Source organism: Streptomyces sp. NBC_01775 (genome assembly GCF_035917675.1).
Taxonomy (GTDB): domain Bacteria; phylum Actinomycetota; class Actinomycetes; order Streptomycetales; family Streptomycetaceae; genus Streptomyces.
Genome location: NZ_CP109104.1, coordinates 3,753,548 through 3,777,444, shown reverse-complemented (window position 1 = coordinate 3,777,444; position 23,897 = coordinate 3,753,548). Strand labels below are relative to the sequence as shown.

Sequence of the window (23,897 nt, the reverse complement as noted above, 5' to 3'; positions counted from 1 at the left end):
GTACGGAAGACCCCGCGTCGGCCCGGTCCCGGCGGAGACGGCGCGGACGGTTCCAAAGGTTCTAGGGCGAAGGTGCGGGCGGGGTTGCGACCTTGTTCCGATGCCCGCGCGCACCCACGCGCGCAGGATGGCGGGCATGTCATCCTCCCCTCCCTCGTCCGGGCGCGGGTCCGGCGCCTGGGCGGTCGTGCTGGCCTCCAGCATCGGCCAGTTCCTCGTCGTCCTCGACGTGTCCGTCGTCAACGTCGCGCTGCCCAGCATGCGCGACGGGCTGTCGCTGAGCGGCTCGGCGCTGCAATGGGTCGTGAACGCCTACGCGCTGACCTTCGCGGGCTTCCTGCTGCTGGGCGGGCGCGCCGCCGACCTCTTCGGGCGCAAACCCGTCTACCTGGCGGGCCTGGGCCTGTTCACCGCCGCGAGCCTGGCGGGCGGGCTCGCGCAGGACGCGGAGATGCTCATCGTCGCGCGCGCCGTACAGGGCATCGGCGCCGCCGTGCTCGCGCCCGTCACTCTTTCGTTGCTGACCTCCACCTTCCCGGAAGGACCCGCGCGGACCCGGGCGATCGCGACCTGGGCCGCCGTGGGGACGGCGGGCGGTGCGGCCGGTGGCCTGGTCGGCGGGCTGCTGACGGATCTGCTGTCGTGGCGCTGGGTGCTGCTGATCAACGTGCCGGTCGGGGTGCTCGTCGTCGCCGTCGTCGTGCTCGGGCTGCGGGAGCGGCACGAGAAGACGGGCCGCCGGGGTCTTGACCTGCCGGGCGCCGCGCTGGTGACCTCCGGGGTCGCGGCGCTCGCGTACGGCATCGGCCGCACCGAGTCGCACTCCTGGGGCTCGGCACAGGTCCTGGTCCCGCTCGTGGGCGGGCTGCTGGCGCTGGCGGCCTTCGTCGCGGTCGAGGCGCGCACGGCTGAACCCCTCGTACCGCTGCGGCTGTTCCGGCTGCGCGCCGTCGCCGCGGGGAACGTGGTGACGTTCGTCGCCATGACCGGTGCCTTCGCGATGTGGTACTTCCTGTCGCTCTACATGCAGAACGTGCTCGGCTACTCCGCCGTCCGCGCGGGCGTCTCCTTCCTGCCGCACACGGCGGGGGTCATCGTCGGCTCCAAGGCGGCGCCCCGGCTGATGGCGCGGTTCGGCATCCGCGCGATGGTGGCCGTGGGCGGAGTGGTGGCGACAGCCGGGTTCGGCTGGCAGGGGCTGGTGCTGAACGCCGACGGCACCTTCCTCGGCACGATCCTGGGCCCCGGCATCCTGATGGCCGGCGGGATCGGCCTGTTGATGACGCCGCTGACGGACGCGGCGACGACCGGCGCGGCGGCGCGGGAGGCCGGAGTGGTGGCCGGGCTGGTCAACACCTCGCGGCAGATCGGCGGCGCGCTGGGCCTGGCCGTCCTGGGCGCCGTCGCCGTCGGGGCGACCGCTGCGCAGGGCGCCGAGCCCACCGAGGAGCAGCTCGCGGACGGTTACGCCGCCGCCTACCTGGTGGCTGCCGCGCTCACCGCCGCCTCCGTGCTGCTCGTCGGCCTGCTGCCCCGGACCGGCGGAACGCGGCAGGCGCGCACCGGGGCGCCCCCGGAAGTGCCCCCGGAAGTGCCCCCGGAGGCGCCCCCGGAAGTGCCCGCGGAGGCGCCCTCTGCCGCCGCGGACGCGGTGATCAATACAGCTGGCTGATACGGCGAGCGGGACGGAGGCGGAAGACGGAGGGGGGCTGCGCCAGAACCGGGCGCGGCCCCCCTCGTCATACGGACCGCTCTACGCAGTCGTACGCGTACTCGGCGACCCCGCTGCCCTTCCAGGTGACCTCGACGGTGTCGCCCGCGGCGATCGTGACGCACGCCGGGTTCGTACCGGCGCTGAGCTGCACGGAGCCGTCTATCTCCACCCCACAGTCGTTGCGCAGCGAGGCCCAGCCCGCGCCCTGCTCGGTCAGCTCGGCGCAGGCGCCGAGCGTACGGGGTGCGGACGTCTGGGGACCGGCCGCGCTCGCGGCGTTGACGGGCAGGACGACCAGAGCGGCGGCAGCCGCCAGCACACCTGCGGCGGGCGCGAGTCGGGTCATGAGTACTCCTCCTTGTGACGGGAACGAACGTGCGGGTACAGACTGCCAGTTGGCGCTGACGCCGGCCCCCGTTTCACCCCAGGTCAAAGGCGTTCGGCAGGCCCAGCCGGTAGCGGGTGCGGTCGTGGCGCTTCAGGGCCTCGATGGCGGGGGCGCGGAACATCGGCGTCACCGTGCAGCGCTCGGCATCCGAACCGGTCCGCTCCAGAAGGGCGTTGACGGCCTGCCGTGCCGAGGCGTTGGCACCCTCCATGGTCGCCAGGTCGATGTCGACGGAGACGTAGTCCCCGGCGAGGAAGAAGTTGGGGACGCGAGTGGCGGCATCCGGACGGTTGTGAAAGGTGCCCACCGGATGAATGAGAAGTTCGTCCTCGTTGGTGGGGTGCGGGCCGCCGATGCCGTCCACGCCCGGGTCCAGGAACCACGAGTGCAGCGCGCTGCCCTTGAGGACGGTCTTCCCGGTGTCGTTGAGGGCGGCCTTCAGCTGGGCCCACACCTCCTTGGCGACCTCTTCGCGCGTGCACTGCTTGGCCGTTTTGCCGTACAGGATGCCGGGCTTGTCCCACTCGGAGATGTCCACGGACAGACAGTCCGCCGCCACGCCGTCGCCGTAGTCGGCGGGGAAGTCGCGGTCCGGCCAGTGCGTGGCCTGTGCGATGCCGGTCAGCGACCAGGGGGAGTCGATGCAGTTGAGGTGGCCGTCCAGGATGGGCGTGCGCTCGGTCAGATAGAACTGGATGCCCGTCATCCAGTCCGTGCGCAGCTCGTCGCAGCGCGCCAGCCGCGGGTCGGCGGCGCGCAGCTCCTCGCTCCACAGCCGCCGCGCCCGCTCCACCGGCAGCGCGCACACGTAGTGGTCGGCGGTGACGTCGTGCCGCTTGCCGTCCGGGTCCTCGACAGAGACGGACGGCACCTTCCCGTCCGCGTACGGGACGCCCAGCACGCTCCAGCCGACCTTGAACGTCACGCCGAGCGAGGTCAGATGCTTCACCCAGGGGTCGATCCACGCCTCGTTGGTGGGAGCGTTGAGTATCCGGTCGGGCGGTCCGTCGGCGCCCTGCCCGAGCGCGTTGAAGACGAACGCCTCACCGACCGAGCCCACCGTGCGGGTGCTGGCCTCCTCGGCCTTGGTGGCGACGATGTTGCGGGTGATGCCGATCGCGAGGATCCGCTGATAGTCCTCCGACATCTGTGCCGCACGCACGAACTCCCACCAGGGCGTGGACTCCCACTTCTCGTTCCGCCGCTCGTCGCAGCTCGTGAGGAAGACCAGCGCCCGGTTGACGAAGTACGCCGCCTCGTGTGCGGGCAGCCGCAGCGCGGTGTCGAGGAGCGCCCGGAGCATCCGGGAGATGTCGTCCAAGGTCAGCTCGGGCGGCTCGTTGCCCGCCCAGGGGATCGGGAAGCGCAGGTCCTCCCTGCCGGTGCGCGCGAACGACATCTCCCGCGGGAAGACCAGATTCCCGAACACCCCCTTCTCGTTCCCGGGGAAGGGGATGCGCCGCATCGTGTCCGGCAGGTTGTGGTAGATGCCCGGGATGAAGCGGAAGCCGTGCTCGCCGGGCAGCGGCTTGCGGCCCCCCTTCGCGCTGTCGGGCACGTCCATGCTGCGGGCCTTGCCGCCCAGCGCGCGCCGCTCGTAGACGGTGACGTCGAAGCCGCGTTCGGCCAGCTCGTGCGCGGCCGTGAGCCCCGCGACGCCGCCGCCCAGCACCGCGACGGAGGGTTTGGCCTCCGCCTTGTCGCCCTGGCGGGCGGCGGCGCTCGCGGAGGTACCGGTGCCCACGGCGAGCGCGGCCCCGGCCATCCCCGCCCCGGCCCCCGCCACGAAGGTGCGTCTGGTCGACGTCGCATGCGTCGCTTCGGTACGCATCGTGTGCGTCCCCCTCGCCTCCGGCTGTTGGCCTACCGGCGGTAAGCCGTGCAGTCGCAGGAGCATATGGCGACCACCCGAACCCCGGAAGACACGTGTGTCGCTGGGGTCATGTTGGCTGAAAGTGCCTGTGGGGGAGGGGAGTTGGGCCGTGGGAAACCCGTGAACGGGTCAGGGGCGGTCGGGCAGTCGGCGCGGAAGGCCGCGGGGCCGGTTGCCGCTCACGGCAGCCTGCTCTGCCAGTTGAGGTCGGTGACGCGCGCGCTCAGTTCCTCGCTGACGCGAGCAGCCCGGATCGCCTCCGGCGGAACGTCCCACCCGCACCCGCCCCTCGGTGGCCTCTGCTGGACGTATGGACCGTCCCCATCCATCACCTGGCCGACCCGCCCCGTCCGAACGTCTACGGCGTACGCGCCAACCGGTGGAATCTCGCTGTTCATGGCGAAAAGCCTGCTGGCCAGCGCGTACGGTTCGGAGTAACGGCGTGGGTACGGACGGTGGTTGTGCCCCGGGTGTCCCAGTGCGCGGGGTCCCAGGAGGTGGGCCGCGATGCCCAACGGAAAGAACGGCGACGAGCGCCCCATGGCGTGGCGCTACGCCGGAGAGGCGGGCGCGAGCACCGTCGACAGCGACGCGGTCCTCGCCGTCGCACGCGCGCATGGGGCGTCCGCCGCGCAGGTTCGCCTTGCATGGTCCCTGCAACAGGGGCCGCACGTGCTGGCGATCCCAGGAACGAGCGATCCGGAGCATCTCGTCGAGAACGTCGCCGCCGGCGCGATACGGCTCTCGGACGACGAAAGGGAACACCTCCGGTCCCACCACCAGGACCCCCGATAAATAGCGTCACCGGCCAGCGCGGTGACGCCACATTCGCGTACCAGCTCACGTATCGGCTCGCGTATCGGCCGGCCTCGCGAAGCCGACGCGGTCCCCGTCCAGCGGCCCCGCGATGGCCCCCTGGAGGGCGAAGCCGCTACACCAGCCGCCGCGCCGTCGCCCAGCGCGTCAGCTCGTGGCGGTTGGAGAGCTGGAGCTTGCGCAGCACCGCCGAGACGTGGGACTCGACCGTCTTGACGGAGATGAACAGCTGCTTGGCCACTTCCTTGTACGCGTAGCCGCGCGCGATCAGGCGCAGGACCTCGCGTTCGCGCTGGGTCAGGCGGTCGAGGTCCTCGTCGACCGGCGGGGCGTCGGTGGAGGCGAAGGCGTCCAGGACGAAGCCCGCCAGGCGGGGGGAGAAGACCGCGTCGCCGTCCGAGACGCGGAAGATCGCGCCGACCAGGTCGGTGCCGGTGATCGTCTTGGTGACGTAGCCGCGCGCGCCGCCCCGGATGACGCCGATGACGTCCTCGGCGGCGTCGGAGACCGACAGGGCGAGGAAGCGCACCGGCCGCTCCGCGTCGGCCATCATCGGGGCGCTGCGGCGCAGCACCTCCACGCCGCCGCCGCCCGGGAGATGGACGTCGAGCAGGACGACCTCGGGGCGCGTCGCCTGGATGACCGTCATCGCCTGGTCGACGTCGCCCGCCTCGCCGACGACCTCGACGCCCGTCTCGTCGGTGCGGCCGATCTCCGCCTGGACGCCGGCGCGGAACATCCTGTGGTCGTCCACCAGTACGACCCGCACCTGGCGGCCCTCGCCACCGGTCCCGCCACCGCCACCGGGTCCGACACCGGCGCCGACACCGGCACCCGCCGCGCCACCGGCCGCGCCCGCCGTGCCGCCCCCGCCGCCTGCCTGCTCGCCTGTTGCCTCGCTCACGACTCCGCCGCCCTCTCCATCTCCAGCTCGACCTCTGTGCCCTCACCCGGTGCGGTGCGCAGCCGGGCCGTGCCGCCGTTGCGCCGCATCCGGCCGATGATGGACTCGCGCACGCCCATCCTGTCCTCCGGAACGGCATCCGGATCGAAGCCGGGTCCACGGTCCCGTACGGAGATGAAGACCGTACGCCCCTCCACCTCGGCGAAGACCTGCACGGCGCCGCCCTCGCCACCGTACTTGGCGGCGTTGACCATCGCCTCGCGCGCGGATTGAAGCTGGGCGCCGAGCCCGTCGTCGAGCGGGCAGTCGCCGACGCACACCACCTCGACGGGGACGCCGTGGTAGTCCTCGACCTCTGCCGCCGTCGCGCGTACGCCCTCCGCCAGCGTCTTCGGCCCTTCCTCCTCCTCGGCCGCCGTGCCCTTGCCGTCCGGCTTGTAGAGCCAGGCGCGCAGCTCGCGCTCCTGGGCGCGGGCGAGGCGGGCGACCTCGCGGGGCTGCTCCGCGTTGCGCTGGATCAGGGTGAGCGTGTGCAGGACCGAGTCGTGGACGTGCGCGGCGACTTCGGCCCGCTCCTGAGCCCGGATGCGCATCGTCCGTTCTTCGGAGAGGTCCTGCATCATCCGTACGAGATACGGGCCCGCCATCAGCGCGATGCCGACCAGGACCGCGAGAGCCGCCTGGAGGACGGCACCGAGGTGGCTGACCGAGCCCTGGACGACGACGATTCCGGTGACGCCTGCGGCGACCAGCACGACGCCCGCGGCGCTGCGGGCGATCGGCAGCAGCCGGGTGCGGCGGCTGACCTCCGCCCAGTGGGCGCGGCGGGAGTTGTCGGCCTGGCGCCACACCAGCGCGACGCCGATGCCGATCAGCACCACCGGCCACAAGTAGGTGTTGGCGCGGCCGAACTGGAGGTTCTCCGCCATGATCACCGTCGCCGCGATCAGCGCGAGGAGGGCGAACAGCTGGCCCTTGTCGGGCTTGCGGATCCGCTTGCGGCGCCCGTCCGGGCTCGTGACGGCCTCGGTCAGGCCGCTCGCGAGCCGGTGCCCGTGCCCGTTGCCGACCCCGCCCGTGCCCAGGGGGACGACGCACCAGAAGGCCGCGTACAGCAGCACCCCCAGCCCGTTGGCGACCGTGAGCGCGATGAAGACGATGCGCACCCAGGAGACCGGCAGCCCCAGATGCCCGGCCAGACCGCGCGCCACACCGCCCAGCATCCGGCCCTCCGCGCTGCGGTACAGCTTGCGCGGGGGCGGCTCCTCGGTGGACGGCTCCGTGGCCGGCGCCGAGGTCGCACGCGGGGTCGAGGTCGCACGCGCGGTCGAGGGAGCGGGCGCTGTCATGCTCCGATCGTCACATGCCCTGCCCCGCCCGACATCAGGGTTGAGCCCTGATCCGTCCCCGAGGCCCGCCGGGGACCGCCCCGGCGATCTCAGGGATCGTTCCGGGTAGGCCCCGATGCTCCCGCGTGCCCGGGGCGCGAACATAGGCGTATGACCGAGGAGGAGCAGCGCGACGCGCCTGGCGGCCGTCCGGAGGGCACCACCGCCCCAGCGGACGCCGGGGCGCACGCCGGCGACGTGGGGTCGGAAGGGACGGAGGCGGCGGACGGGCCGGAAGGGGCGGACGGGCCGGAAGGGGCGGAGGCACCCGCCGCGCGGCGCAAGCTCAGCAGGAGCCGTTCGCACAAGGTCGCCGGGGGCGTGTGCGGGGGACTGGGACGGTACTTCGACCTGGACCCGGTGATCTTCCGGGTGCCGCTGGTCGTGCTGTCGGTCGTCGGCGGACTGGGGCTGGTCTTCTACGGCTTCGCCTGGCTGCTCATCCCCGCCGAGGGCGAGAAGGAGAACGAGGGGCGGCGGCTGCTCTCGGGGCGAGTCGAGGGGCCGGCGCTGTCGGCGATCCTCGTCGCGCTCGTCGGCTGCGGCCTCTTCCTCGCCTCGCTCGGCAGCCGCAGCGTGCCCTACTCGGTCCTGCTGATCGGCGCCGTGGCGGGCGCCGCGTACTGGTCGCAGCACCGCAGACAGGCCGAGGCGGCGGGCGCCGAGGGCGCGGAGGTCGACCCGACGACGGCGCACGCTGTGGCCGACGCGCCGCCCGAGACCCAGGCGCCCCCGGTCCCGGCGTCCCCCTCGTGGTGGCGCGAGCCCCTCACGAAGGAGGCGGGCGCCGCCAAAGGCCGGGCGCCGGTGCCGCCGTGGGGCGGCGCGGGCGCCGTCACCGGCTATCTGTGGGGCCCCGAGGACACCCCGCCGTACGCGGCCGTCCCCCGGGGCGCCGGGGGACGTGTGGGGGCCGCGGCGGGGTCCGGGGCCGGGGCGTGGCGGCCACCGGGCACTCCGGGCGGCGTGCGCCCGCCCCGGCAGAGCGGCGGACCCAGCGGTTCCGCCGGGGGCTCGCTCGGCGGGCTGGTCTTCCTGGTCGCCCTCCTCGCCGGCGGAATCTCCGCCACTGTCTCCTGGAACGCCCAGCCCCTGGGCACCACTCTCACCACCGGACTGAGCTGCGCCCTGGCCGTCTTCGGTCTCGGCCTCGCGGTCAGCGCGTTCGTGGGACGGGTCGGTCCGGGCACCGTCATCTGCGTCGTCCTCACCGGGGGACTGCTGGCGGGGGCCGCCGCGCTGCCCGAGGACATCTCCGGGCAGGTCCGCGAGAGCCGCTGGGTGCCCGTCTCCGCCAAGGAGGTCAAGCCGCACTACCGCCTGGGCTCGGGCTCGGGCGAACTCGACCTGCGCGAGACGGGGCTGAAGAAGGGCCAGACGCTGCGCAGCGCGGTACGGGTCGGCGCCGGACGGCTCAAGGTCGTCGTCCCGGCCGACGCGATCGTCAAGGTCAGCGCGGACGTCGACCTGGGGGACACGAGCTTCCCCAGGGGTCTGAACGGCGACGGCGACGTCACGTTCGACTCCTCCGGCGGCTTCGGACAGGACCGGCGGATGACGCTGCGGCCCTTCGACGGGGCGACGCCCAAGGGCACCGTCGAGCTGAAGCTGAGCGTCGGTATCGGACGTGCCGAGATCGTCAGGGATCAGCCGGCGGGCGATCGCTCCGGCAACACACAGGCGCCGGAACCGGTGGCGCCTCCCGAGCCTCCGGAGCCTCTAGAGGAGGGCGACAACCGATGATCAAGCACCCCTTCGAGCCCTCGCGGCTGCTACTCGGCCTGGCCATGCTGGCGGTCGCCGCCGTCTACCTGATGGACGCGGCGGGCGTGTGGGAGGTCCCCTTCTGGGTGCCGCTGGCCGTGCTTCCGGCGGCGCTGCTGCTGGCGGGCTGTACGGCGTTGGTGACGTTCACGGCCCGCCGCCGCGCCCACCGGAGGGAACAGCGCGGCTGACGGCGGACCGGACGGCGGGCCGGACGGCGACGCACCGGATGGTGGAGGGCCGGACTGACGCACCGGATGGTGGCCGTCGTACGTGACGGACCGGATGGTGGCGGTCGTCCGTGACGGACCGGATGGTGGCGGTCGTCCGTGACGGACCGGATGGTGGCCGTCGTACGGGGGACGCGGGCCGCAGGGTCCCCTGGGCTCAGCCGAAGATCTGCTGGCCCCGGCGGCGCCTGCGCACCGCCAGCAGCGCGTCCAGCGAGAACATCGGCGCCCCCGCCATCACCAGCGGCAGCCACGCCATGAGGTACGCCAGGTCGTTGCCGTAGTAGTACGGGTCGCTCGACCAACTGACCGTCATCCACAGGCTGAAGGAGATCAGCGCGCCGCCGAGCGCCGCCAGCCGCCCCCACAGCCCGAGCAGCGTCCCCGCCCCGACCGCCAGTTCGCCGATGGCGATGGCCAGACCGAAGCCCTCCGGGGAGTGCTGCGCCAGCTCGACCATCCAGGCCGCCGCCGCCGTGTCGTGGGCCCCCTCGAGTATCCCGGCCAGGGAGCCGGGGCCCGTGCCGGTGAGGAAGTTCCGGTCCGTCAGTTTGTCGAGACCGGCGTAGACGAAGGTGATGCCGAGGAAGAGCCGCAAGGGGAGCAGCGCGTAGCGCGCGGCGGTCGCGCGCAGCCCGAGTGGCCCTCCGGCGACCGGGCCCTGGAAGGAACTGGCTGCTCTCGGGCCGTCGTCGTGTCCGCCCATAGGTCCGGTCAGAGCCATGCCGTACCGCCTTCCGCATACGCGTTCGGTGTGCGGAGGCGATTCTTCCTGTACCGCCTCCCCTGAAGGCAAGTGCGGCCGTCAACGGAATGCGGCGGGCGGCGGCCGGCGGACGGCAGCCGTGGGGAGCGGAGAGCAGCCGGCGGCGGGCGGCGGGCGGAGTCAGGCGGCCTGTGACCTGATGTGCTCGATCACCTTGTCGAACTCCGCCGTCGGCGAGAAGTCCATGAACTCGCAGTCCTCAAGCGCTTCGGGCACGTGGCCGGGCGGCCAGTAGAAGGCTTGCCCCGCCTCGTAGATCTCCGCCCCGTGCTCCGTGTGGATCTTCACCCGCCCTTTGAACACGTAGCCCCAGTGGCGAGCCTGGCACATGTCACCGGGCAGCCCCCGCAGCGCCGGGGTCATGTCCATCCCCTCGCGGAGTCGGATGAAGGCGACGGACATGTCTCCCCCGATCTCCCCCAGGCGCAGTTCCACCCCCTCGCCTTCGACCGCGACGGGTGTGTCGTTCGATGTGATCGCTGTCATGAGTCCTCCACGATCCGTTTCGCCTGAGACATCCATGAGATGCGCTTATGGCAGTTTCTCCCGGATCGCCCCGACGTGCTCGTCCGGACGGCGCCCTCCGTATGGCGCCCCCCGCATGGCGGCGCTCCGCGCGCGCCACGCCGGCCGTGCTGGTCGGCTGGGGGGAGAGGGGTGATCGGTTCCGTTCCGTCCGGTTCCGGTCGCGGTCCCGGCTCCGGTCCCGGACAGAAAGCGAGCAGGCTGTGGCGATCATCGCGGTGTTCGACGTCCCTGGTGGCACGCAGGCTCAGTACGAGCAGGTGTGCGACAGGCTGAGCGGGGGGAACGGCGTGCTCACGTCGCTCTCCGACGCCCCGGAGCCCGGCCTGCTCTCACACATCGCCGGACCTACCCCTACGGGGTGGCTCGTGGTGGAGGTCTGGGAATCGGAGCAGGCGTTCCAGCGGTTCGGCCAGAAGCTCGCGCCGTTCCTGGAGGAAGCCGGAATGCCCGACCTGGAGCCGAAGGTGTACCAGGCCTTCAACGTGGTGACCGACTAGGCGTGTCCGGCGGATCATGTGTGCCCGGCGCGGGGGCGAGCCCCGAAGGGGCGCGGGGAACTGCGCGACCGGCCCACAACACACCCGCACCCTGCACAGCACAGCACAGCACAGGCAGGGGCACCCCCTGCTCAGCACCAAGAGAGAGGGCAACAGAAAGATCCGCCGGACAGGCCGTAGTGCCGCGACCGGGCAACGCTTGACCGCGCGACCGGGCAACGCTTGACCGGAGGGGCGCCGGCTCCACCACGGGCGGCGAGGGAGCGGGTGCCGCCTACTCGACCACGTCGATCGGATACCGGTTGGTTTCCACGCCCGCCGCCGTCACGACCTGTACGTCGACCCGGCCCGGCTCCACCTCCACCGGTACGGGCACGGTCAGCGCCGCGTCGGCCGGGCTGGCGAAGCCGCCCGTGACGGGGATCAGCGGCACATGGACGTGTACCGCCCCGATCCGCACCACCATCCGGGCCAGCCGGTCGGGTGCCCCCGCGCCGGGCGGCATGAAGCCGGCGCCACGGATCTCGATGTCGTCGCCGGTGCGGATCGGCGCGTGCAGGTCCCCGATCTCGCGGGCCCGTACCACGGAGAGCACGACGGGCCGCCCGCCCTCCGCGTACTTCCCCGCCAGATACGTGGCGGCCGAGACGACCACCAGCAGCGCCAGCCCCCAGGGCAGATCCGGCAGCCGCTCGGGCTGCCGGGCCAGGCGCACCCCGGCGAAGACCATGGCCACCGAGCTGATCAGCACGTACTGCACGTCCGAGAACGAGCCCCGGCCCGCGTCGTCCGTCAGCAGATCGGCGGCGTGCGGGCGGTCGGCGCGCACCTTCTGGAGCCGCCTGCCCTGCACCCGTACGGTCACCACGCGGCGCACCACCACGGCCACGGCGCACGTCAGCGCGAGCACCGTCAGCACACCGGCGCCGCGCCGCAGCCCGAGCCCTTCCAGCAGCGCCGTATGCCTGTCCGTGTCGGAGGAAGCCGCCAGTTCGACGGCCAGTACCAGCACGGCGAAGACCGCCAGCAGCACCCAGGCGGCGGCGACCGTGCGCGAGGTGGAGAGCCGGTTGTCCTCGCCGATGACCGGCGCCAGCACCCCGCCGCGCGCCCGGTGCAGCCAGGCCGCGAGCGACAGCCCGCCCGCCACGACCAGCGCGGCCACCAGCCCGGCCGTGCGTGGCACCGTCCACCCGGCGCCGAGCGCCGTCAGCAGCTCGACCAGCAGCAGCACGCCGACGGCGGACCAAACGGCCATCAGGGTGCGCCGCCACAGCCGTGCCACCCACGCCTCGCCCTCCTCGCGCCCCCGGTCGGCGACCTCCCGGGCCGACTCCGTCAGCTCGTCGGAGACCCACTGGCGCGAGGCCACGGAGGAGTGCGCGAGTCCTGCGGGCACGCCCTGGCCGGAGGCGAGTTCGTCCCGGCGTCGCACGAAGGCGGCCAGGGCCCGCCGGTGCCCCTCACGGGCGCTGTGCGGGCACTCCTCGCACGGGCACGGCATGTGCGACGAGTCGTGCGACGAGTCCGCCGCACCGGAGGATGCGGAAGTTCCCTTCGCACCGGAGGATGCGGACGCTCCCGCCGCACCGGATGGTGCACCGGATTCCGAGTGCCCGGAGTGTCCCGAGCGCCCCGCCTGCCCGGATGAACGCGCTGGAGGGACTGATGGGGCTGATGGACTTGATGGGGCCGAAGGGGAGGCGGACGGAGAGGGGCGCGTGCCGGAGGCCGGGGTCCCGGTGGCTTCCCCGCGTGCTCCTGAGGACCCTCCGGCGGCGCCGGAGCCCTCCTCATCGCCCGTGCCCATCGAGCCGTCCCGAGCCGTGTCCACGGCCACTGCGCAACCCCGCCTCTCAACTTCCCTGCGATGAAAGGGGATTGTGCCTTACCTGAGTCGTGATCAGGTCAGCAGGCCCGGTTCGTCGCGGGTGATACTCGTGTAAAGAGGTTGATAGTTGATCCACGCGACAAGGTCACTGCCCAGTTGCTCGCGGGTCGCCACGGCGCTCTTGTGGTCGATGAGCACCGGCTTGCCCGCCGCCTTGGCGGCCAGCTGGATCTCGCATGCCTTTTCCATCTGAAGAAACCACCAGGCTGCCGAGTCGACCGAGTCGCCGACCGTCAGCAGCCCGTGATTGCGCAGGATGACGCCCTTGTGCGGGCCCAGCGCCGAGGCGATGCGCGTGCCCTCCTCCTCGTCCACCGTCACGCCCGTGTACCGGTCCAGCAGCGCGTGGTCCTCGTAGAAGGCGCACGCGTCCTGGGTGATCGGGTCGAGCAGTTCGCCCAGCGCCGAGAGGGCCCTGCCGTGCGTCGTATGGCTGTGGACGACGGCGACGACGTCGGGCCGCGCGGCGTGCACCCGGGAGTGAACGACGAACGCCGCCTGGTTGACATGGCGGCGGCCCTCCAGCACCTGGCCGTCCTGGTTCACCAGGATCAGGTCGCTGACCGCGACGTGCCCGAACGGCATCCCGAAGGGGTTCACCCAGCAGCAGTCCGTGAACTCCGGGTCCCTGGCGGTGATATGGCCCGCCACTCCCTCCTCGAACCCCATCCTGCCGAACAGCCGCAGCGCCGCCGCCAGCCGCTCCTTGCGGTGTCTGCGCGCCTCCTCCGGTGAGCTGTGCTGGGGCGGCATCGCCAGGTGCAGCCGCTCGGTGGGCACAGGCGTGGGTGCTGCCTGGGGCATGAAGATCCTCCGTTCCGCATCCGTACCCGCGGTCCGTACGGGCCGGTCCGTACGCGCGTACGTACGGGACGGAAGCTACCTCCGGGTATCGCAGGTGACCAGAGGTGCGGGCCCCCCTCGGCGAGGGTCACGAAAACCCCTCGATACGCTCACGACCATGGACGTTCTCATCAACGTGTTCGTCGGCCTGCACATCATCGGCATCGCCGCGCTCCTCGGCGGCTTCTTCACGCAGATGAAGGCGATGGGCAAGGGCGAAGCCCGGATCGTGCCGGGAATGCTCCACGGCGCCTTGACCATGCTGGTCACCGGCGTGGCCCTCGTCGGCCTCAACCAGGCCGACGACAGCCCGGTGAACAACGTCAAGATCGGGATCAAGCTCGCACTGCTCGTGGTGATCCTCGGGATCACCTACGTCAAGCGGGACGACGAAAAGGTCAGCGCGCCCCTGTTCGGCGCCGTGGGCCTGCTGACCATGGTCAACATCTTCATCGCGGTGCTGTGGGTGTGAGCCGCCCGGAGAACCGCGCCGCGGGTGTGAGCCGGACGGGGACCGCCTGAACCTGGCCGGACGGTCCCCGAAGCGCGCTCAGGCGGGGCGCACCGCCGAGTGGAAGGGCATGTACTCGATCGACTCGTAGCGCACGTTGGCACCGGGCTTGGGCGCGTGGATCATCTGGCCGTTGCCCACGTAGATACCGACGTGGCTGATGTCGTCGTAGAAGAAGATCAGATCGCCCGGCTTCATCGCCGACTTGGCGACCTTCGTGCCGACCTTCACCTGGTCCCAGGTGGTGCGCGGCAGCGAGACGCCGCCCGCCTTCCACGCGTCCTGGGTGAGGCCCGAGCAGTCGTAGGAGTTGGGGCCAGTGGCGCCCCACACATAGGGCTTGCCCAGCTGCTTCTTGGCGAAGGCGATCACCTTCTGCGCCTTGGCCGAGTACGAGCTGTCGGGCGTGCCGGTGCCCGGGTCCGAGCCGCCGCCCTGCTCCCCGCCGTCGGAGCCGCCGCCCTGCCGCCGCTCGCGCTCCTTGCGCGCGGCCTCCCTGCGCGCCTGCTCGGCCCGCTCCTTGGCCTTCTGGCGCGCCTCGGCCCGCTTCTGGCGCTCGATCTCGGCCAGCCGCGCCTTCTCCTGGGCGGTCAGCTTCGAGAGCATCTCGCGTGCCTCGGACAGCTTCGACTGGATCTCGCGCTTGCTCGATCTGAGCTTCTTCTGCGACGACGCGAGCGAGGACAGCTCCCTGGACGCCTCGGCGCGCTTCTTGCCGGCCGCCTTCTGCCGCTTCTGGTACTCGGTGACGGCCTCCTTCTGGCGCCCGGTCATCCGGTCCATCAGGTGCGTCTGCTTGAAGAAGCCCTGGGGGTCCTTCGTGAGCAGCAGCGTCGCGGTCGGGGATATCCCGCCGGTGCGGTACTGCGCGGCGGCGTAGGTGCCCAGGACGCGGCGCGCGTCGTTGACCTTGGCAGTGCGGCCGGCGACCTGGTCGAGCATGCCGTCGGCCTTCTGACGCTGCCGGTCGGTCTTCTCCCTGGCCGAGTTGTACTTCTGGGTGGCCGTGCCCGCCTGCCGGTAGAGGGCGTCGACCTTGTCCTTCACGTCCGAGAGCGACTGCTTGCCCGATCCGGCGCCGGGGCCGTCGGCCGGGTCGGCGGGGGTGGCGTTCGCGCTCTGGGAGAGCAGCGTGACGGAGGCCAGTGCCGCCGTCGTGACGCCGAGGACGCCGCGAGAGGTCGCGACGGATTGCGGTATACGGGTGCGCGGCTTGCGATGCGACGCCAAGGCCGGCGACTCCTTCCGTGGACCGCCAGCCGGGCGTCTGTGAGTGGGGGACTCGGTCCGCTCCGATTCACCTCGGATGCGTCCGGGCTCCCGGCTCCGGCCTGGGCCGGACTCGGCGGAGGCTGCCCGTGCCGACGCTTTCGCCGACTGGGGGGCCGGGCTGCCTGACAGGGGACCGTAGCGGGGGTGTGGTGCTCTTGTGAAGGCCGATGTTCGATTCGCCGCTATCTTTCCGTTATCTTCGCGTGCTTGTCCGCGGGCCGGTCCGGATGTGAAAAGCCGGTGTGCGGGCCCCGGTGTGCGAACCCCGGTGTGCGGCGGTGCACGGTATGGGTTTCCACGGTCGCGTGAGGGCTGTCGGTGGGGCGGCCTAGACTCGGACGACGATGAGCAGCCTCTTCGACGACAGCTTCCTCGCGGCCCTCGACGCCAGCGGCCCGCAGGACGACGCGCCCCCGCCGCCTCCCGAGGACACCGAGCACCACGGCCCCGGCGAGGAGATCCCCGACGACCTCTTCCAGGGCACCTTCGCGGGCGGCGCGGCCGGTCCGGGCGCCGGACGTGACGCGTATCACCGCGACGGCGCGCCGCGTTCCGTCATCGACCCCGAAGCGCTGCTGGAGGGGATGAACGAGCAGCAGCGCCAGGCCGTGGCCCACTCCGGCTCCCCGCTGCTCATCGTCGCGGGCGCGGGCTCGGGCAAGACGCGGGTGCTCACCCACCGCATCGCGTATCTGCTGGGCGCCCGCAGCGTGCACCCGGGCCAGATCCTCGCCATCACCTTCACCAACAAGGCCGCCGGCGAGATGAAGGAGCGCGTCGCCGAGCTGGTGGGCCCCCGTGCGCAGTCGATGTGGGTGTCCACCTTCCACAGCGCGTGCGTGCGCATCCTGCGCCGCGAGAGCAAGAAGCTGGGCTTCACCTCGTCGTTCTCGATCTACGACGCGGCCGACTCCAAGCGCCTGATGGCCCTGGTCTGCCGCGATCTCGATCTCGACCCCAAGCGCTTCCCGCCCAAGGCGTTCAGCGCCAAGGTCTCCAACCTGAAGAACGAGCTGGTGGACGAGGAGGACTTCTCCGGGCAAGCGGCTGACGGCTTTGAGAAGACCCTCGCCGAGGCGTACACGATGTACCAGGCGCGGCTGCGCGAGGCCAACGCGCTGGACTTCGACGACCTGATCATGACGACGGTCCACCTGCTCCAGGCGTTCCCCGACGTCGCCGAGCACTACCGCCGCCGCTTCCGCCACGTCCTGGTCGACGAGTACCAGGACACCAACCACGCGCAGTACCAGCTGGTGCGCGAGCTGGTCGGGCCCCCGGAGGAGCAGGCCGAGCTGTGCGTGGTGGGCGACGCCGACCAGTCGATCTACGCCTTCCGCGGCGCCACGATCCGCAACATCCTCCAATTCGAGGAGGACTACCCGGACGCGACGACGATCCTGCTGGAGCAGAACTACCGCTCGACGCAGACCATCCTCAGCGCCGCCAACGCCGTCATCGAGCGCAACGAGAACCGCCGCCCGAAAAACCTGTGGACCAACGCCGGTTCCGGCCCCCGCATCACCGGCTATGTCGCCGACACCGAGCACGACGAGGCGCAGTTCGTCGCCGAGGAGATCGACCGCCTCAGCGACGAGGCCGACGGGGAGGGAGCCAAGCCCGGCGACATCGCCGTCTTCTACCGCACCAACGCCCAGTCCCGGGTCTTCGAAGAGGTCTTCATCCGCGTCGGCCTGCCCTACAAGGTCGTCGGCGGCGTGCGCTTCTACGAGCGCCGCGAGGTCCGCGACATCCTGGCGTATCTGCGGGTGCTGGCCAATCCGGAGGACGCGGTCCCGCTGCGCCGGATCCTCAACGTCCCCAAGCGCGGCATCGGAGACCGCGCCGAGTCGATGATCGAGGCGCTGGCGCTCCGCGAGAAGATCACCTTCCCGCAGGCCCTGGCCCGCGTGGACGAGGCGTACGGCATGGCGGCCCGCTCGGCGAACGCCGTGAAGCGGTTCAACGTGCTGATGGAAGAGCTGCGGACCGTCGTGGAGTCCGGCGCCGGACCCGCGACGGTGCTGGAGGCGGTGCTGGAGCAGACGGGATACCTCGCCGAACTCCAGGCGTCCACCGATCCGCAGGACGAGACCCGCATCGAGAACCTTCAGGAACTGGCCGCCGTCGCCCTGGAGTTCGAGCAGGACCGGAGCGACGAGGAGACGCCCGGCACGCTCTCCGACTTCCTGGAGCAGGTCGCCCTCGTCGCCGACTCCGACCAGATCCCGGAGGAGGGCGAGGACAACGGCGTCGTCACGCTCATGACGCTGCACACCGCCAAGGGCCTGGAGTTCCCCGTCGTCTTCCTGACCGGCATGGAGGACGGCGTCTTCCCGCACATGCGTGCCCTCGGCCAGGTCAAGGAGCTGGAGGAGGAGCGGCGGCTCGCCTACGTGGGCATCACGCGGGCCCAGGAGCGGCTGTATCTGACCCGCGCCGCCATGCGCAGCGCCTGGGGCCAGCCCTCCTACAACCCGCCGTCGCGCTTCCTGGAGGAGATCCCCGCCGACTTCCTCGACTGGAAGCGGACCGGCGGCGGGACCAGCGCCGGTGCGGGCGCGGGCGCCGTTGGCGGGGTGGCGGCCTCGCTGTCGTCGTCGGCCGGCGCCGCGGCCCGGCGCGGCGGCCCCTCCGGCTTCGCGACGCGGCGTACGAGCGACCGGCCGGTGGTCTCCTTGCAGGTGGGCGACCGCGTCACCCACGACAGCTTCGGGCTGGGCACGGTGCAGGCCGTCAATGGCAGCGGCGACAACGCCGAGGCGACGATCGACTTCGGCGGCGAGAAGCCCAAGCGGCTGCTGCTGCGGTACGCGCCGGTGGAGAAGCTGTAGCGCTTCGCTGGAGGTCCGAGTGTGTCATCTGCGGGTCCGTAGTGGCTGGTCACGCCCACGCGGCGGAGCCGCATATGTGACACAGCACCGCGCCCCTTCGGGGCGCTGCCCGACTTCGCCGGACCCGCTTAAGGGCGGCGGGGAAGCCGTAGATCTCCGGGGTCTTCAGCCCCGGGGTCCCGGGGCTGGGGGTCTCAGCTGATCTTGAGGCCCTTGCCCTGGAGCCATGGGATGGGGTCGACCGCCGAGCCGCCGCCCGGGTGGACCTCGAAGTGCAGGTGCGGGCCCGTGGAGTTACCCGAGTTGCCCGAGTAGGCGATCGTGTCCCCGGCCTTGACGTGGCCGGAGCGGATCTTGTTGCTGCTCAGATGGCAGTACCAGGTCTCTGTGCCGTCCTTCGCCGTCACGACGGCCATGTTGCCGTACGACATGTCGTGCTTCGTGGAGACGGTGCCGTCGGTGGCGGCCATGACGGGGGTGCCGTAGCTGACGGGGAAGTCGATGCCCGTGTGGACGGACATCCAGTTGACGCCCGCCTGGCCGTAGTGCGCGCTCAGAGTGTGGTCCTTGACCGGGAGCACGTACTTGGGCCGCATCGCTTCCTTGCGGGCGGCCTCCTTGGCCTTGCGCTCCCGCTCGGCGTCCTGGCGCTTCTTGAGGTCGAGGCGCTCCTGGGTGCGGCTTGCGCGGTCGGCGAAGTCGTCGGCGTCGGCGGAGAGTCCGGCGAGCTGGGTGTCCAGCTTGCGGTTGGCCGCCGTGGGCTTCACCGGGCCCGAGCCCGTGTCCGGGGCGGCGACCGGCGCCGGGGAGCCCTTGTCCCCGTCGTCCTCGCCCATCACCGAGGCCGCCGCCGCACCGGCGACGCCCATGACCGCGACGGACGGCACGGCCACCGTCATCAGCGCACGGCGGCGCGGCTTGGGGGAGCGGCGGCGCCCGCGTGAGTGCGGGGCGACGGCGGCGAGGGGGGCCGCGTCGGGCTCGTACTCGTACGAGTGCTCCGACTCGTCGTCGGAGCCGGAGCCCTCGTGGTGGGCGGCGGGGTCCTCGTGGAGGGCCTCCATGGCCGTTGTGGCGTCGTGGGGCTCCGGGGTACCGGGGCTGTCGTGCGCGCCGGTATCCGGGAAGCCCCAGGTATCGGCCGTGTCGTACTCGTGCTGCTGGGTGAAGCTCCACTGGCCGGTCGCGTCCTGGCCGTAGTGGTAGGCGGCGCCGTCCGGACCGAACTGCTCGTACTGGCCCTGCTGTTCGAACTGTCCCGGCTGCTCGGGGTGCCCGGGTTGCCCAGGCTGCTCGTACGTCTCGTACGCCTCGTACGGTCTGGACTGCTCGTGCGCCTCGTACGCGCCGGCCTGCTCGTAGTGGCTTGCCTGTTCGTACTGCCCGGCTTGTTCGTAGGGGTCCGGCTGCCCGGTCTGTCCGGCCAGGCCGGTCTGGTCGTAGGCGCCGTACGCCGCGTTGTGGGCGGCCTGCTCGTCGTACTCGTAGGCGGCGCCCCAGCCCTCGGTGTTCCAGGTTCCCGTTCCGGTGTCCTGGACGCCGAACGTCCACTGGCCCGTGCCGTCGTCGGCCGAGGGATAGGCGTAGTCCGCCTGCTCGGGCCCCTGCTGTGCCGGGATGTACGGGGTGGCGGGCTGGTAGCCGTAACTTCCGGTGGCGTACGCGTCGTAGGAGTCATAGGACTCGTACGGTGCGTAGAAGTCCTGGGAACCGTCCCAGGTGGTGGTGGCATAGCTGCCGGTGTCCGCTCCGGGGAGGGTGCCGAACAGCGGGTCCTCGTCGCCGTAGGAGGCGGTGGAGCCCGCGGGATACCCCTCGTACGAACCCGACGCGTAGACCTCCGCGCCGTATGTGCCGTACGCCGCCTGTCCGTACTCCGCGTCATACGCGCTGTACGAGAAGCCGGAACCGGGGTCGTCGGGACTCGGGACTCCCGACGGATGACGGTCGTTCACCACCAACTTCTCTTTCGCCTCGGCGACAGGGGCGGAGCAGTGCGGCGACTGTACCCGGCGGTATGCGACGGCGACAATCTTCGGGGGGTTTTAGCCCCTGAGGAAAAGGGCAATCAGCCGTCTTTCGGCGGACTACGGACTGGTGGCGGGGCCGGAGTTCGAAATAAGTTCGAAGAGGAAACGTGGTCAGGCGACGCCGCCCGCCACGTCCGCCACCTCCGGGGCGGCCGGCCGATCGTGGATTTCGCCGCCCAACTCCTCCCGTATGCGGGCCGAAACGCCAGAGTCCACCGGCAGCGTCAAATGTCCGACACCGTGTACATGGACATTGGATACGCGCAGGTCGGAATGGTCGAGCCGCGCGGTTTCCGACGGAATCATCAGAGCGTCGAGAGAACTCCAGAAACACACGAAACGCGACCGGCACCCCTCGGGAACCGGCGCCGCCAACTCCCTGAGCACGGAAGATCCGGGGCACAGCTGGCGCGCGACGGGGTGAACGAGGAGCGCGGGCGCCAGGCGCGTGCCGGAGTGCGGAGTCCCCAGGGTGATCACGGTGCGGACGCGCGCGTCGCCCCCCAGGCGTTGAACGTAATAGCGGCCGATCAGCCCGCCCAGGCTGTGTCCGACCAGGTCGAGCCGACGGTGCCCCGTGTGCTCCAGCACCCTTTCGACGTGCTCGCCCAACCGCTCGGCCGCGGCGCGGATGTCACCGGTGAGCGGCGAGTGGTTGAGCGCGTGGACGTGGCGCCAGCCGTGCTTGCGCAGTGCGCGCCGCAGCAGGACGAAGACCGACCGGTTGTCGAAAAGCCCGTGGAGGAGCAGGGCCGGGGGAGCGGTACGCCCCTCGGTCGGCAGCCGGAGGGACGGCTCTCCCGCCCCGGGCAGGCGCTCGGCGCGCAGGCCGGTGGGGTAGAGCAGCAGGTGCCCGCTCAGGACCGCCGCTTCGACGGCGGCGGCGCGGAGGAGCGGCGGGACTGAGGGGATTGGGAGGAGTGAGAGGCATTGCGGTAGTTGCGGAAGTTGAGCGGGTTGCGGGAGTTGGGGGAGGGGGCGCGCGGGGGACGGGCGGGCCGGTGGCGAGGCGGCCGTGTCCGGCGGATGTGTGAAGGGATGCGCTGGTTGCACTGCGGCCACCTCCCGAAGGAACCCGAAGGAACACGAGAGGGAGGATGGCGCGGTACGGACGGACACGGGTCCGGACCTCGATGCTGACCGTGCGGCTCTCCCCTGTCGCGCCGAAGGCGGTGCGGGTGCGTGCCGGTGCCGGTGCCGGTGCGGGTGCCGTGCGGGGCTGGGGCGGTGCCGGCGGGCGCGGAGGTACGGCGCGAGTCGTACGTGTTGTCCCACGTGTGATTTCCCCCTCCCTTCCGAGCGCGAAACGGCCGGGTGCGGGATGCTGGGGGTAACGTTCGTTCACTCCCCGGCACCGGCGTCGGCCGGCGCAGGCCGAGACCGGCCGGGAACGTCGCAGTTGGAGGCAGTGATGGGTGTGTCGGGTCCGATCCGTGTGGTCGTCGCCAAGCCTGGCCTGGACGGTCACGACCGCGGCGCCAAGGTCATCGCCCGCGCTCTGCGGGACGCGGGCATGGAGGTCATCTACACCGGCCTGCACCAGACACCCGAGCAGATCGTGGACACCGCGATCCAGGAGGACGCGGACGCGATCGGCCTCTCGATCCTCTCCGGCGCGCACAACACGCTGTTCGCGCGCGTGCTGGAACTGCTGCGGGAGCGGGACGCCGCCGACATCAAGGTGTTCGGCGGCGGAATCATCCCCGAGGACGACATCGCCCCGCTCAAGGAGCAGGGTGTCGCGGAGATCTTCACCCCGGGCGCCACCACGAACGAGGTGGTCACCTGGATCCACACCCACATCCGCCCCGTCCCCGCGTAGCCGCCTCCCGGCTGGGCGCCCGCTTTTCGGCCCCCTCTTCCCGCCGCGACGGCGCTCAGCGGGAGTCGAGGTGTCCGGCGGTGCCGAACTGCGCCAGGTGGGGTGGATCGGATACCGCCAGGGCGTCGGCGGGCGACGAGGCCCTCAACGCAGTTCGGCGAGCATGGCGGCGCGCAAGCGCAACGTGGCGACCAGGCGCTGGAAGGACTCCGCCCAGTAGGCCCCGGCGCCAGGGGCCTCCCCCTCCGTCTCGTCGGGGACAGCGGCAAGCGGCGCGAGCCGCTCCGCGTCGGCCGGGTCGAGACAGCGCTCGGCGAGCCCCATCACCCCGCTGAAGCTCCACGGGTAGCTGCCCGCGTCGCGCGCGATCTCCAGCGCGTCGACCACCGCGCGCCCCAACGGCAGCGGCCACGGCACCCCGCACACCCCCAGAATGCGGAAAGCCTCCGACAGCCCGTGCGCGGAGATGAAGCGCGCGGCCCACTCGCCGCGCTCCCGCGCGGGCAGCACCGACAGCAGCTTGGCGGGGTCCCCGGGACCCTCGGTGAAGGGCGCGGTGGGCTGCCCGATGAGCGCACGCGCCCACGCGGCGTCCCGCTGCCGGACGGCAGCCCCGCACCACGCCGCGTGGAGGTCGTCGAGCCAGCCGTCGGCCACCGGCAGGGCCACGATCCGGGAGGGCGGCAGCCCGCCCAGCCGCTCGGTCCAGACGCTCAGCGGCGTGGCCTCCACCAACTGGCACAGCCACCAGGCCCGTTCGCCCCGTCCGCTGGGCGGCTTGGGTATGACGCCGTCGCGCTGCATGTCCGCGTCGCACTCGTGCGGCGCTTCCACCACGATGCCGCGCCCGTCCAGCCGATCGAGCGTCACACAGCTGCGGGCCCGCGTCGCCATCCGGGCCGCCAGCGCCGAATCGGGCAGTGCGGCCAGCAGTTCGGCCGCCGTCGCCCGCACGGTGCGGCTGCGATCGGACAGCGCCCGTTCCAGGAACGGCTCGTCCGTCCCGTTCAGCCCCTGCCGCAGGGAGTCGAGGAACATCAGTCTGTCCTCTGCCCGTTCGGTCTGCCAGGTGGCGGCCAGCAACGCCAGCCCCGCCTCGGGGGCGCGTCGCCGCAGTGCGCCCAGCAGTGCCACCCGCTCCGCGAACAGCCCCTCCTCCCACAGCTTTTCCGCTTCCTCCGGACCGGTGGAGTCCGGCGCCTGACGACGTACTCCGTCACGCAGCGCGAACTTCCAGTCGGGGTTCTGGCGTGCCAGCCACAGCGCGCGCGGCCCGGCGAACGCCAGCGTCTCGCCCCGCAGATCGGTACGCGCCCGTGCCGCGTCCAGCAGCGCGGGCAGCAGCGCCGCCGGGGCGCGGTAGCCCTGGGCGTTGGCCTCGGCCAGCCACTGCGGAAGCAGCTCGCCCAGGTCGGGGCCGGGGCCGCGCCGCCCCGAGGCCCCGCCCGGCTGGCCGGCGCCCGGCGCCGCGCGGTTCGCGAGCAGGGCGGCCAGGCGCCGCTCCGCCGCTGTGGGCAGGGGGCCTCTGCGGTCCTCGGGCGCGGGCTCCACATGGCGGAGCGGCGTGGCGGGCAGCGCTCCCGCGCGCCGTCGTACGGTCTCGGCGGCGGCGGCGTCCAGCAGTGCCGTCACACTGCCTCCCGGTGGCCGCCGCCGCTCGGCGCCCAGCAGCGCGGCGGCCACCAGCTCGCCCCAGGGCGCCCCGCCATCCGGGCGCGCCGTCCCCGCAGCGTCGCCCGCTGCCAGCGCGCTTCCGTACGCGCGCTGTTCATCCGGCGCTGTCCCCGCCATGCCCCTCATCTCCCCTCCCACTCCTGCGGTCCCCT

The 23,897-nt window shown here is 72.0% G+C and carries 20 protein-coding genes and 1 pseudogene; 8 read left to right on the top strand and 13 right to left on the bottom strand.

The annotated features are described in order from the left end of the window. Window positions 1–136: 136 nt before the first annotated feature. On the top strand, window positions 137–1,672 hold the full coding sequence (locus tag OHB04_RS16755) for an MFS transporter (RefSeq protein WP_326807730.1): 1,536 nt from the start codon (window positions 137–139) through the stop codon (window positions 1,670–1,672). A gap of 67 nt (window positions 1,673–1,739) precedes the next feature. Here OHB04_RS16755 and OHB04_RS16750 read toward each other — a convergent pair whose 3' ends face one another. The 3 genes from OHB04_RS16750 to OHB04_RS16740 all read right to left on the bottom strand — a co-directional run bounded on the left by OHB04_RS16750 (window position 1,740) and on the right by OHB04_RS16740 (window position 4,373). Continuing rightward, entirely contained in the window at window positions 1,740–2,060 is a 321-nt protein-coding gene (locus OHB04_RS16750) for a hypothetical protein (protein ID WP_326688500.1), read from the bottom strand. 73 nt (window positions 2,061–2,133) lie between these two features. After that, window positions 2,134–3,933, bottom strand: coding sequence for a hydroxysqualene dehydroxylase (locus OHB04_RS16745; protein WP_326807729.1), 1,800 nt, complete (start codon window positions 3,931–3,933; stop codon window positions 2,134–2,136). 221 nt (window positions 3,934–4,154) lie between these two features. After that, complete coding sequence (locus OHB04_RS16740; RefSeq protein ID WP_326688498.1) at window positions 4,155–4,373, bottom strand: hypothetical protein; 219 nt, start codon at window positions 4,371–4,373, stop codon at window positions 4,155–4,157. 160 nt (window positions 4,374–4,533) lie between these two features. Here OHB04_RS16740 and OHB04_RS16735 point away from each other — a divergent pair. Beyond that, a pseudogene (locus OHB04_RS16735) lies at window positions 4,534–4,770 on the top strand (aldo/keto reductase); the annotation flags it as partial. A 136-nt stretch (window positions 4,771–4,906) separates the two neighbouring features. On the opposite strand, the gene OHB04_RS16730 reads toward OHB04_RS16735, so the two are convergent. Next, window positions 4,907–5,695 (bottom strand): response regulator transcription factor, encoded by a 789-nt coding sequence (locus OHB04_RS16730; RefSeq protein WP_326688497.1) that lies wholly within the window; start codon window positions 5,693–5,695, stop codon window positions 4,907–4,909. Then, window positions 5,692–7,044, bottom strand: a complete 1,353-nt coding sequence (locus OHB04_RS16725; RefSeq protein ID WP_326688496.1) for a PspC domain-containing protein — start codon at window positions 7,042–7,044, stop codon at window positions 5,692–5,694. Before OHB04_RS16725 ends, OHB04_RS16730 begins: the two co-directional genes overlap by 4 nt. A 150-nt stretch (window positions 7,045–7,194) precedes the next feature. Here OHB04_RS16725 and OHB04_RS16720 point away from each other — a divergent pair, with 150 nt between their 5' ends. Both OHB04_RS16720 and OHB04_RS16715 read left to right on the top strand, forming a co-directional pair. Continuing rightward, window positions 7,195–8,826, top strand: coding sequence for a PspC domain-containing protein (locus tag OHB04_RS16720; RefSeq protein WP_326807728.1), 1,632 nt, complete (start codon window positions 7,195–7,197; stop codon window positions 8,824–8,826). After that, window positions 8,823–9,038: a hypothetical protein gene (locus OHB04_RS16715; RefSeq protein ID WP_326688494.1), complete on the top strand. Its 216-nt coding sequence runs from the start codon at window positions 8,823–8,825 to the stop codon at window positions 9,036–9,038. Before OHB04_RS16720 ends, OHB04_RS16715 begins: the two co-directional genes overlap by 4 nt. 196 nt (window positions 9,039–9,234) lie before the next feature. Here the strand turns inward: OHB04_RS16715 and OHB04_RS16710 are convergent, their stop codons facing one another. Together OHB04_RS16710 and OHB04_RS16705 are read right to left on the bottom strand one after the other, a co-directional pair. Further along, window positions 9,235–9,783 carry a DoxX family protein gene (locus OHB04_RS16710; protein ID WP_405807480.1) on the bottom strand — a complete coding sequence of 183 codons (549 nt, stop codon included), beginning with the start codon at window positions 9,781–9,783 and terminating at the stop codon, window positions 9,235–9,237. Between the two features lie 180 nt (window positions 9,784–9,963). Next, window positions 9,964–10,329 carry a hypothetical protein gene (locus OHB04_RS16705; RefSeq protein ID WP_326688492.1) on the bottom strand — a complete coding sequence of 122 codons (366 nt, stop codon included), beginning with the start codon at window positions 10,327–10,329 and terminating at the stop codon, window positions 9,964–9,966. Window positions 10,330–10,571: 242 nt separating this feature from the next. Between OHB04_RS16705 and OHB04_RS16700 the strand changes: the two genes are divergently transcribed. Then, complete coding sequence (locus OHB04_RS16700) at window positions 10,572–10,868, top strand: antibiotic biosynthesis monooxygenase (protein ID WP_326807727.1); 297 nt, start codon at window positions 10,572–10,574, stop codon at window positions 10,866–10,868. Between the two features lie 274 nt (window positions 10,869–11,142). Here OHB04_RS16700 and OHB04_RS16695 read toward each other — a convergent pair whose 3' ends face one another. Further along, window positions 11,143–12,372, bottom strand: a complete 1,230-nt coding sequence (locus OHB04_RS16695; RefSeq protein WP_326807726.1) for a hypothetical protein — start codon at window positions 12,370–12,372, stop codon at window positions 11,143–11,145. A 399-nt stretch (window positions 12,373–12,771) separates the two neighbouring features. Continuing rightward, window positions 12,772–13,563 (bottom strand): class II aldolase/adducin family protein, encoded by a 792-nt coding sequence (locus OHB04_RS16690; RefSeq protein WP_326807725.1) that lies wholly within the window; start codon window positions 13,561–13,563, stop codon window positions 12,772–12,774. A 157-nt stretch (window positions 13,564–13,720) separates the two neighbouring features. Here OHB04_RS16690 and OHB04_RS16685 point away from each other — a divergent pair, with 157 nt between their 5' ends. Then, the gene (locus tag OHB04_RS16685) at window positions 13,721–14,074 is read left to right on the top strand and encodes a hypothetical protein (RefSeq protein WP_326807724.1); all 354 of its coding nucleotides are present in this window, start codon (window positions 13,721–13,723) and stop codon (window positions 14,072–14,074) included. A 78-nt stretch (window positions 14,075–14,152) separates the two neighbouring features. Here the strand turns inward: OHB04_RS16685 and OHB04_RS16680 are convergent, their stop codons facing one another. Then, window positions 14,153–15,343 (bottom strand): C40 family peptidase, encoded by a 1,191-nt coding sequence (locus OHB04_RS16680; protein WP_326688487.1) that lies wholly within the window; start codon window positions 15,341–15,343, stop codon window positions 14,153–14,155. A gap of 386 nt (window positions 15,344–15,729) precedes the next feature. On the opposite strand from OHB04_RS16680, the gene pcrA reads away from it, so the two are divergent. Next, window positions 15,730–18,219, top strand: coding sequence for a DNA helicase PcrA (gene pcrA / locus OHB04_RS16675; protein WP_326688486.1), 2,490 nt, complete (start codon window positions 15,730–15,732; stop codon window positions 18,217–18,219). Window positions 18,220–18,413: 194 nt separating this feature from the next. On the opposite strand, the gene OHB04_RS16670 is transcribed toward pcrA, so the two are convergent. Together OHB04_RS16670 and OHB04_RS16665 are read right to left on the bottom strand one after the other, a co-directional pair. Then, window positions 18,414–20,177 (bottom strand): M23 family metallopeptidase, encoded by a 1,764-nt coding sequence (locus OHB04_RS16670; RefSeq protein ID WP_326688485.1) that lies wholly within the window; start codon window positions 20,175–20,177, stop codon window positions 18,414–18,416. Window positions 20,178–20,360: 183 nt separating this feature from the next. Continuing rightward, entirely contained in the window at window positions 20,361–21,161 is an 801-nt protein-coding gene (locus OHB04_RS16665) for an alpha/beta fold hydrolase (protein ID WP_326809463.1), read from the bottom strand. Window positions 21,162–21,660: 499 nt separating this feature from the next. On the opposite strand from OHB04_RS16665, the gene OHB04_RS16660 reads away from it, so the two are divergent. Further along, entirely contained in the window at window positions 21,661–22,071 is a 411-nt protein-coding gene (locus OHB04_RS16660; protein ID WP_326688484.1) for a cobalamin B12-binding domain-containing protein, read from the top strand. Between the two features lie 144 nt (window positions 22,072–22,215). Here OHB04_RS16660 and OHB04_RS16655 read toward each other — a convergent pair whose 3' ends face one another. Continuing rightward, complete coding sequence (locus tag OHB04_RS16655; protein WP_326807723.1) at window positions 22,216–23,862, bottom strand: DUF5691 domain-containing protein; 1,647 nt, start codon at window positions 23,860–23,862, stop codon at window positions 22,216–22,218. Between the last annotated feature and the right edge of the window lie 35 nt (window positions 23,863–23,897).

What these genes read in the sequence shown, in the direction of transcription:
- OHB04_RS16755 (WP_326807730.1), top strand. Translation starts at nt 137, where the DNA reads ATGTCATCCTCCCCTCCCTCGTCCGGGCGCGGGTCCGGCGCCTGGGCG.
- OHB04_RS16750 (WP_326688500.1), bottom strand. Translation starts at nt 2,060, where the DNA reads ATGACCCGACTCGCGCCCGCCGCAGGTGTGCTGGCGGCTGCCGCCGCT.
- OHB04_RS16745 (WP_326807729.1), bottom strand. Translation starts at nt 3,933, where the DNA reads ATGCGTACCGAAGCGACGCATGCGACGTCGACCAGACGCACCTTCGTG.
- OHB04_RS16740 (WP_326688498.1), bottom strand. Translation starts at nt 4,373, where the DNA reads ATGAACAGCGAGATTCCACCGGTTGGCGCGTACGCCGTAGACGTTCGG.
- OHB04_RS16725 (WP_326688496.1), bottom strand. Translation starts at nt 7,044, where the DNA reads ATGACAGCGCCCGCTCCCTCGACCGCGCGTGCGACCTCGACCCCGCGT.
- OHB04_RS16720 (WP_326807728.1), top strand. Translation starts at nt 7,195, where the DNA reads ATGACCGAGGAGGAGCAGCGCGACGCGCCTGGCGGCCGTCCGGAGGGC.
- OHB04_RS16715 (WP_326688494.1), top strand. Translation starts at nt 8,823, where the DNA reads ATGATCAAGCACCCCTTCGAGCCCTCGCGGCTGCTACTCGGCCTGGCC.
- OHB04_RS16710 (WP_405807480.1), bottom strand. Translation starts at nt 9,783, where the DNA reads ATGGGCGGACACGACGACGGCCCGAGAGCAGCCAGTTCCTTCCAGGGC.
- OHB04_RS16705 (WP_326688492.1), bottom strand. Translation starts at nt 10,329, where the DNA reads ATGACAGCGATCACATCGAACGACACACCCGTCGCGGTCGAAGGCGAG.
- OHB04_RS16695 (WP_326807726.1), bottom strand. Translation starts at nt 12,372, where the DNA reads ATGCCGTGCCCGTGCGAGGAGTGCCCGCACAGCGCCCGTGAGGGGCAC.
- OHB04_RS16690 (WP_326807725.1), bottom strand. Translation starts at nt 13,563, where the DNA reads ATGCCCCAGGCAGCACCCACGCCTGTGCCCACCGAGCGGCTGCACCTG.
- OHB04_RS16685 (WP_326807724.1), top strand. Translation starts at nt 13,721, where the DNA reads ATGGACGTTCTCATCAACGTGTTCGTCGGCCTGCACATCATCGGCATC.
- pcrA (WP_326688486.1), top strand. Translation starts at nt 15,730, where the DNA reads ATGAGCAGCCTCTTCGACGACAGCTTCCTCGCGGCCCTCGACGCCAGC.
- OHB04_RS16660 (WP_326688484.1), top strand. Translation starts at nt 21,661, where the DNA reads ATGGGTGTGTCGGGTCCGATCCGTGTGGTCGTCGCCAAGCCTGGCCTG.
- OHB04_RS16655 (WP_326807723.1), bottom strand. Translation starts at nt 23,862, where the DNA reads ATGGCGGGGACAGCGCCGGATGAACAGCGCGCGTACGGAAGCGCGCTG.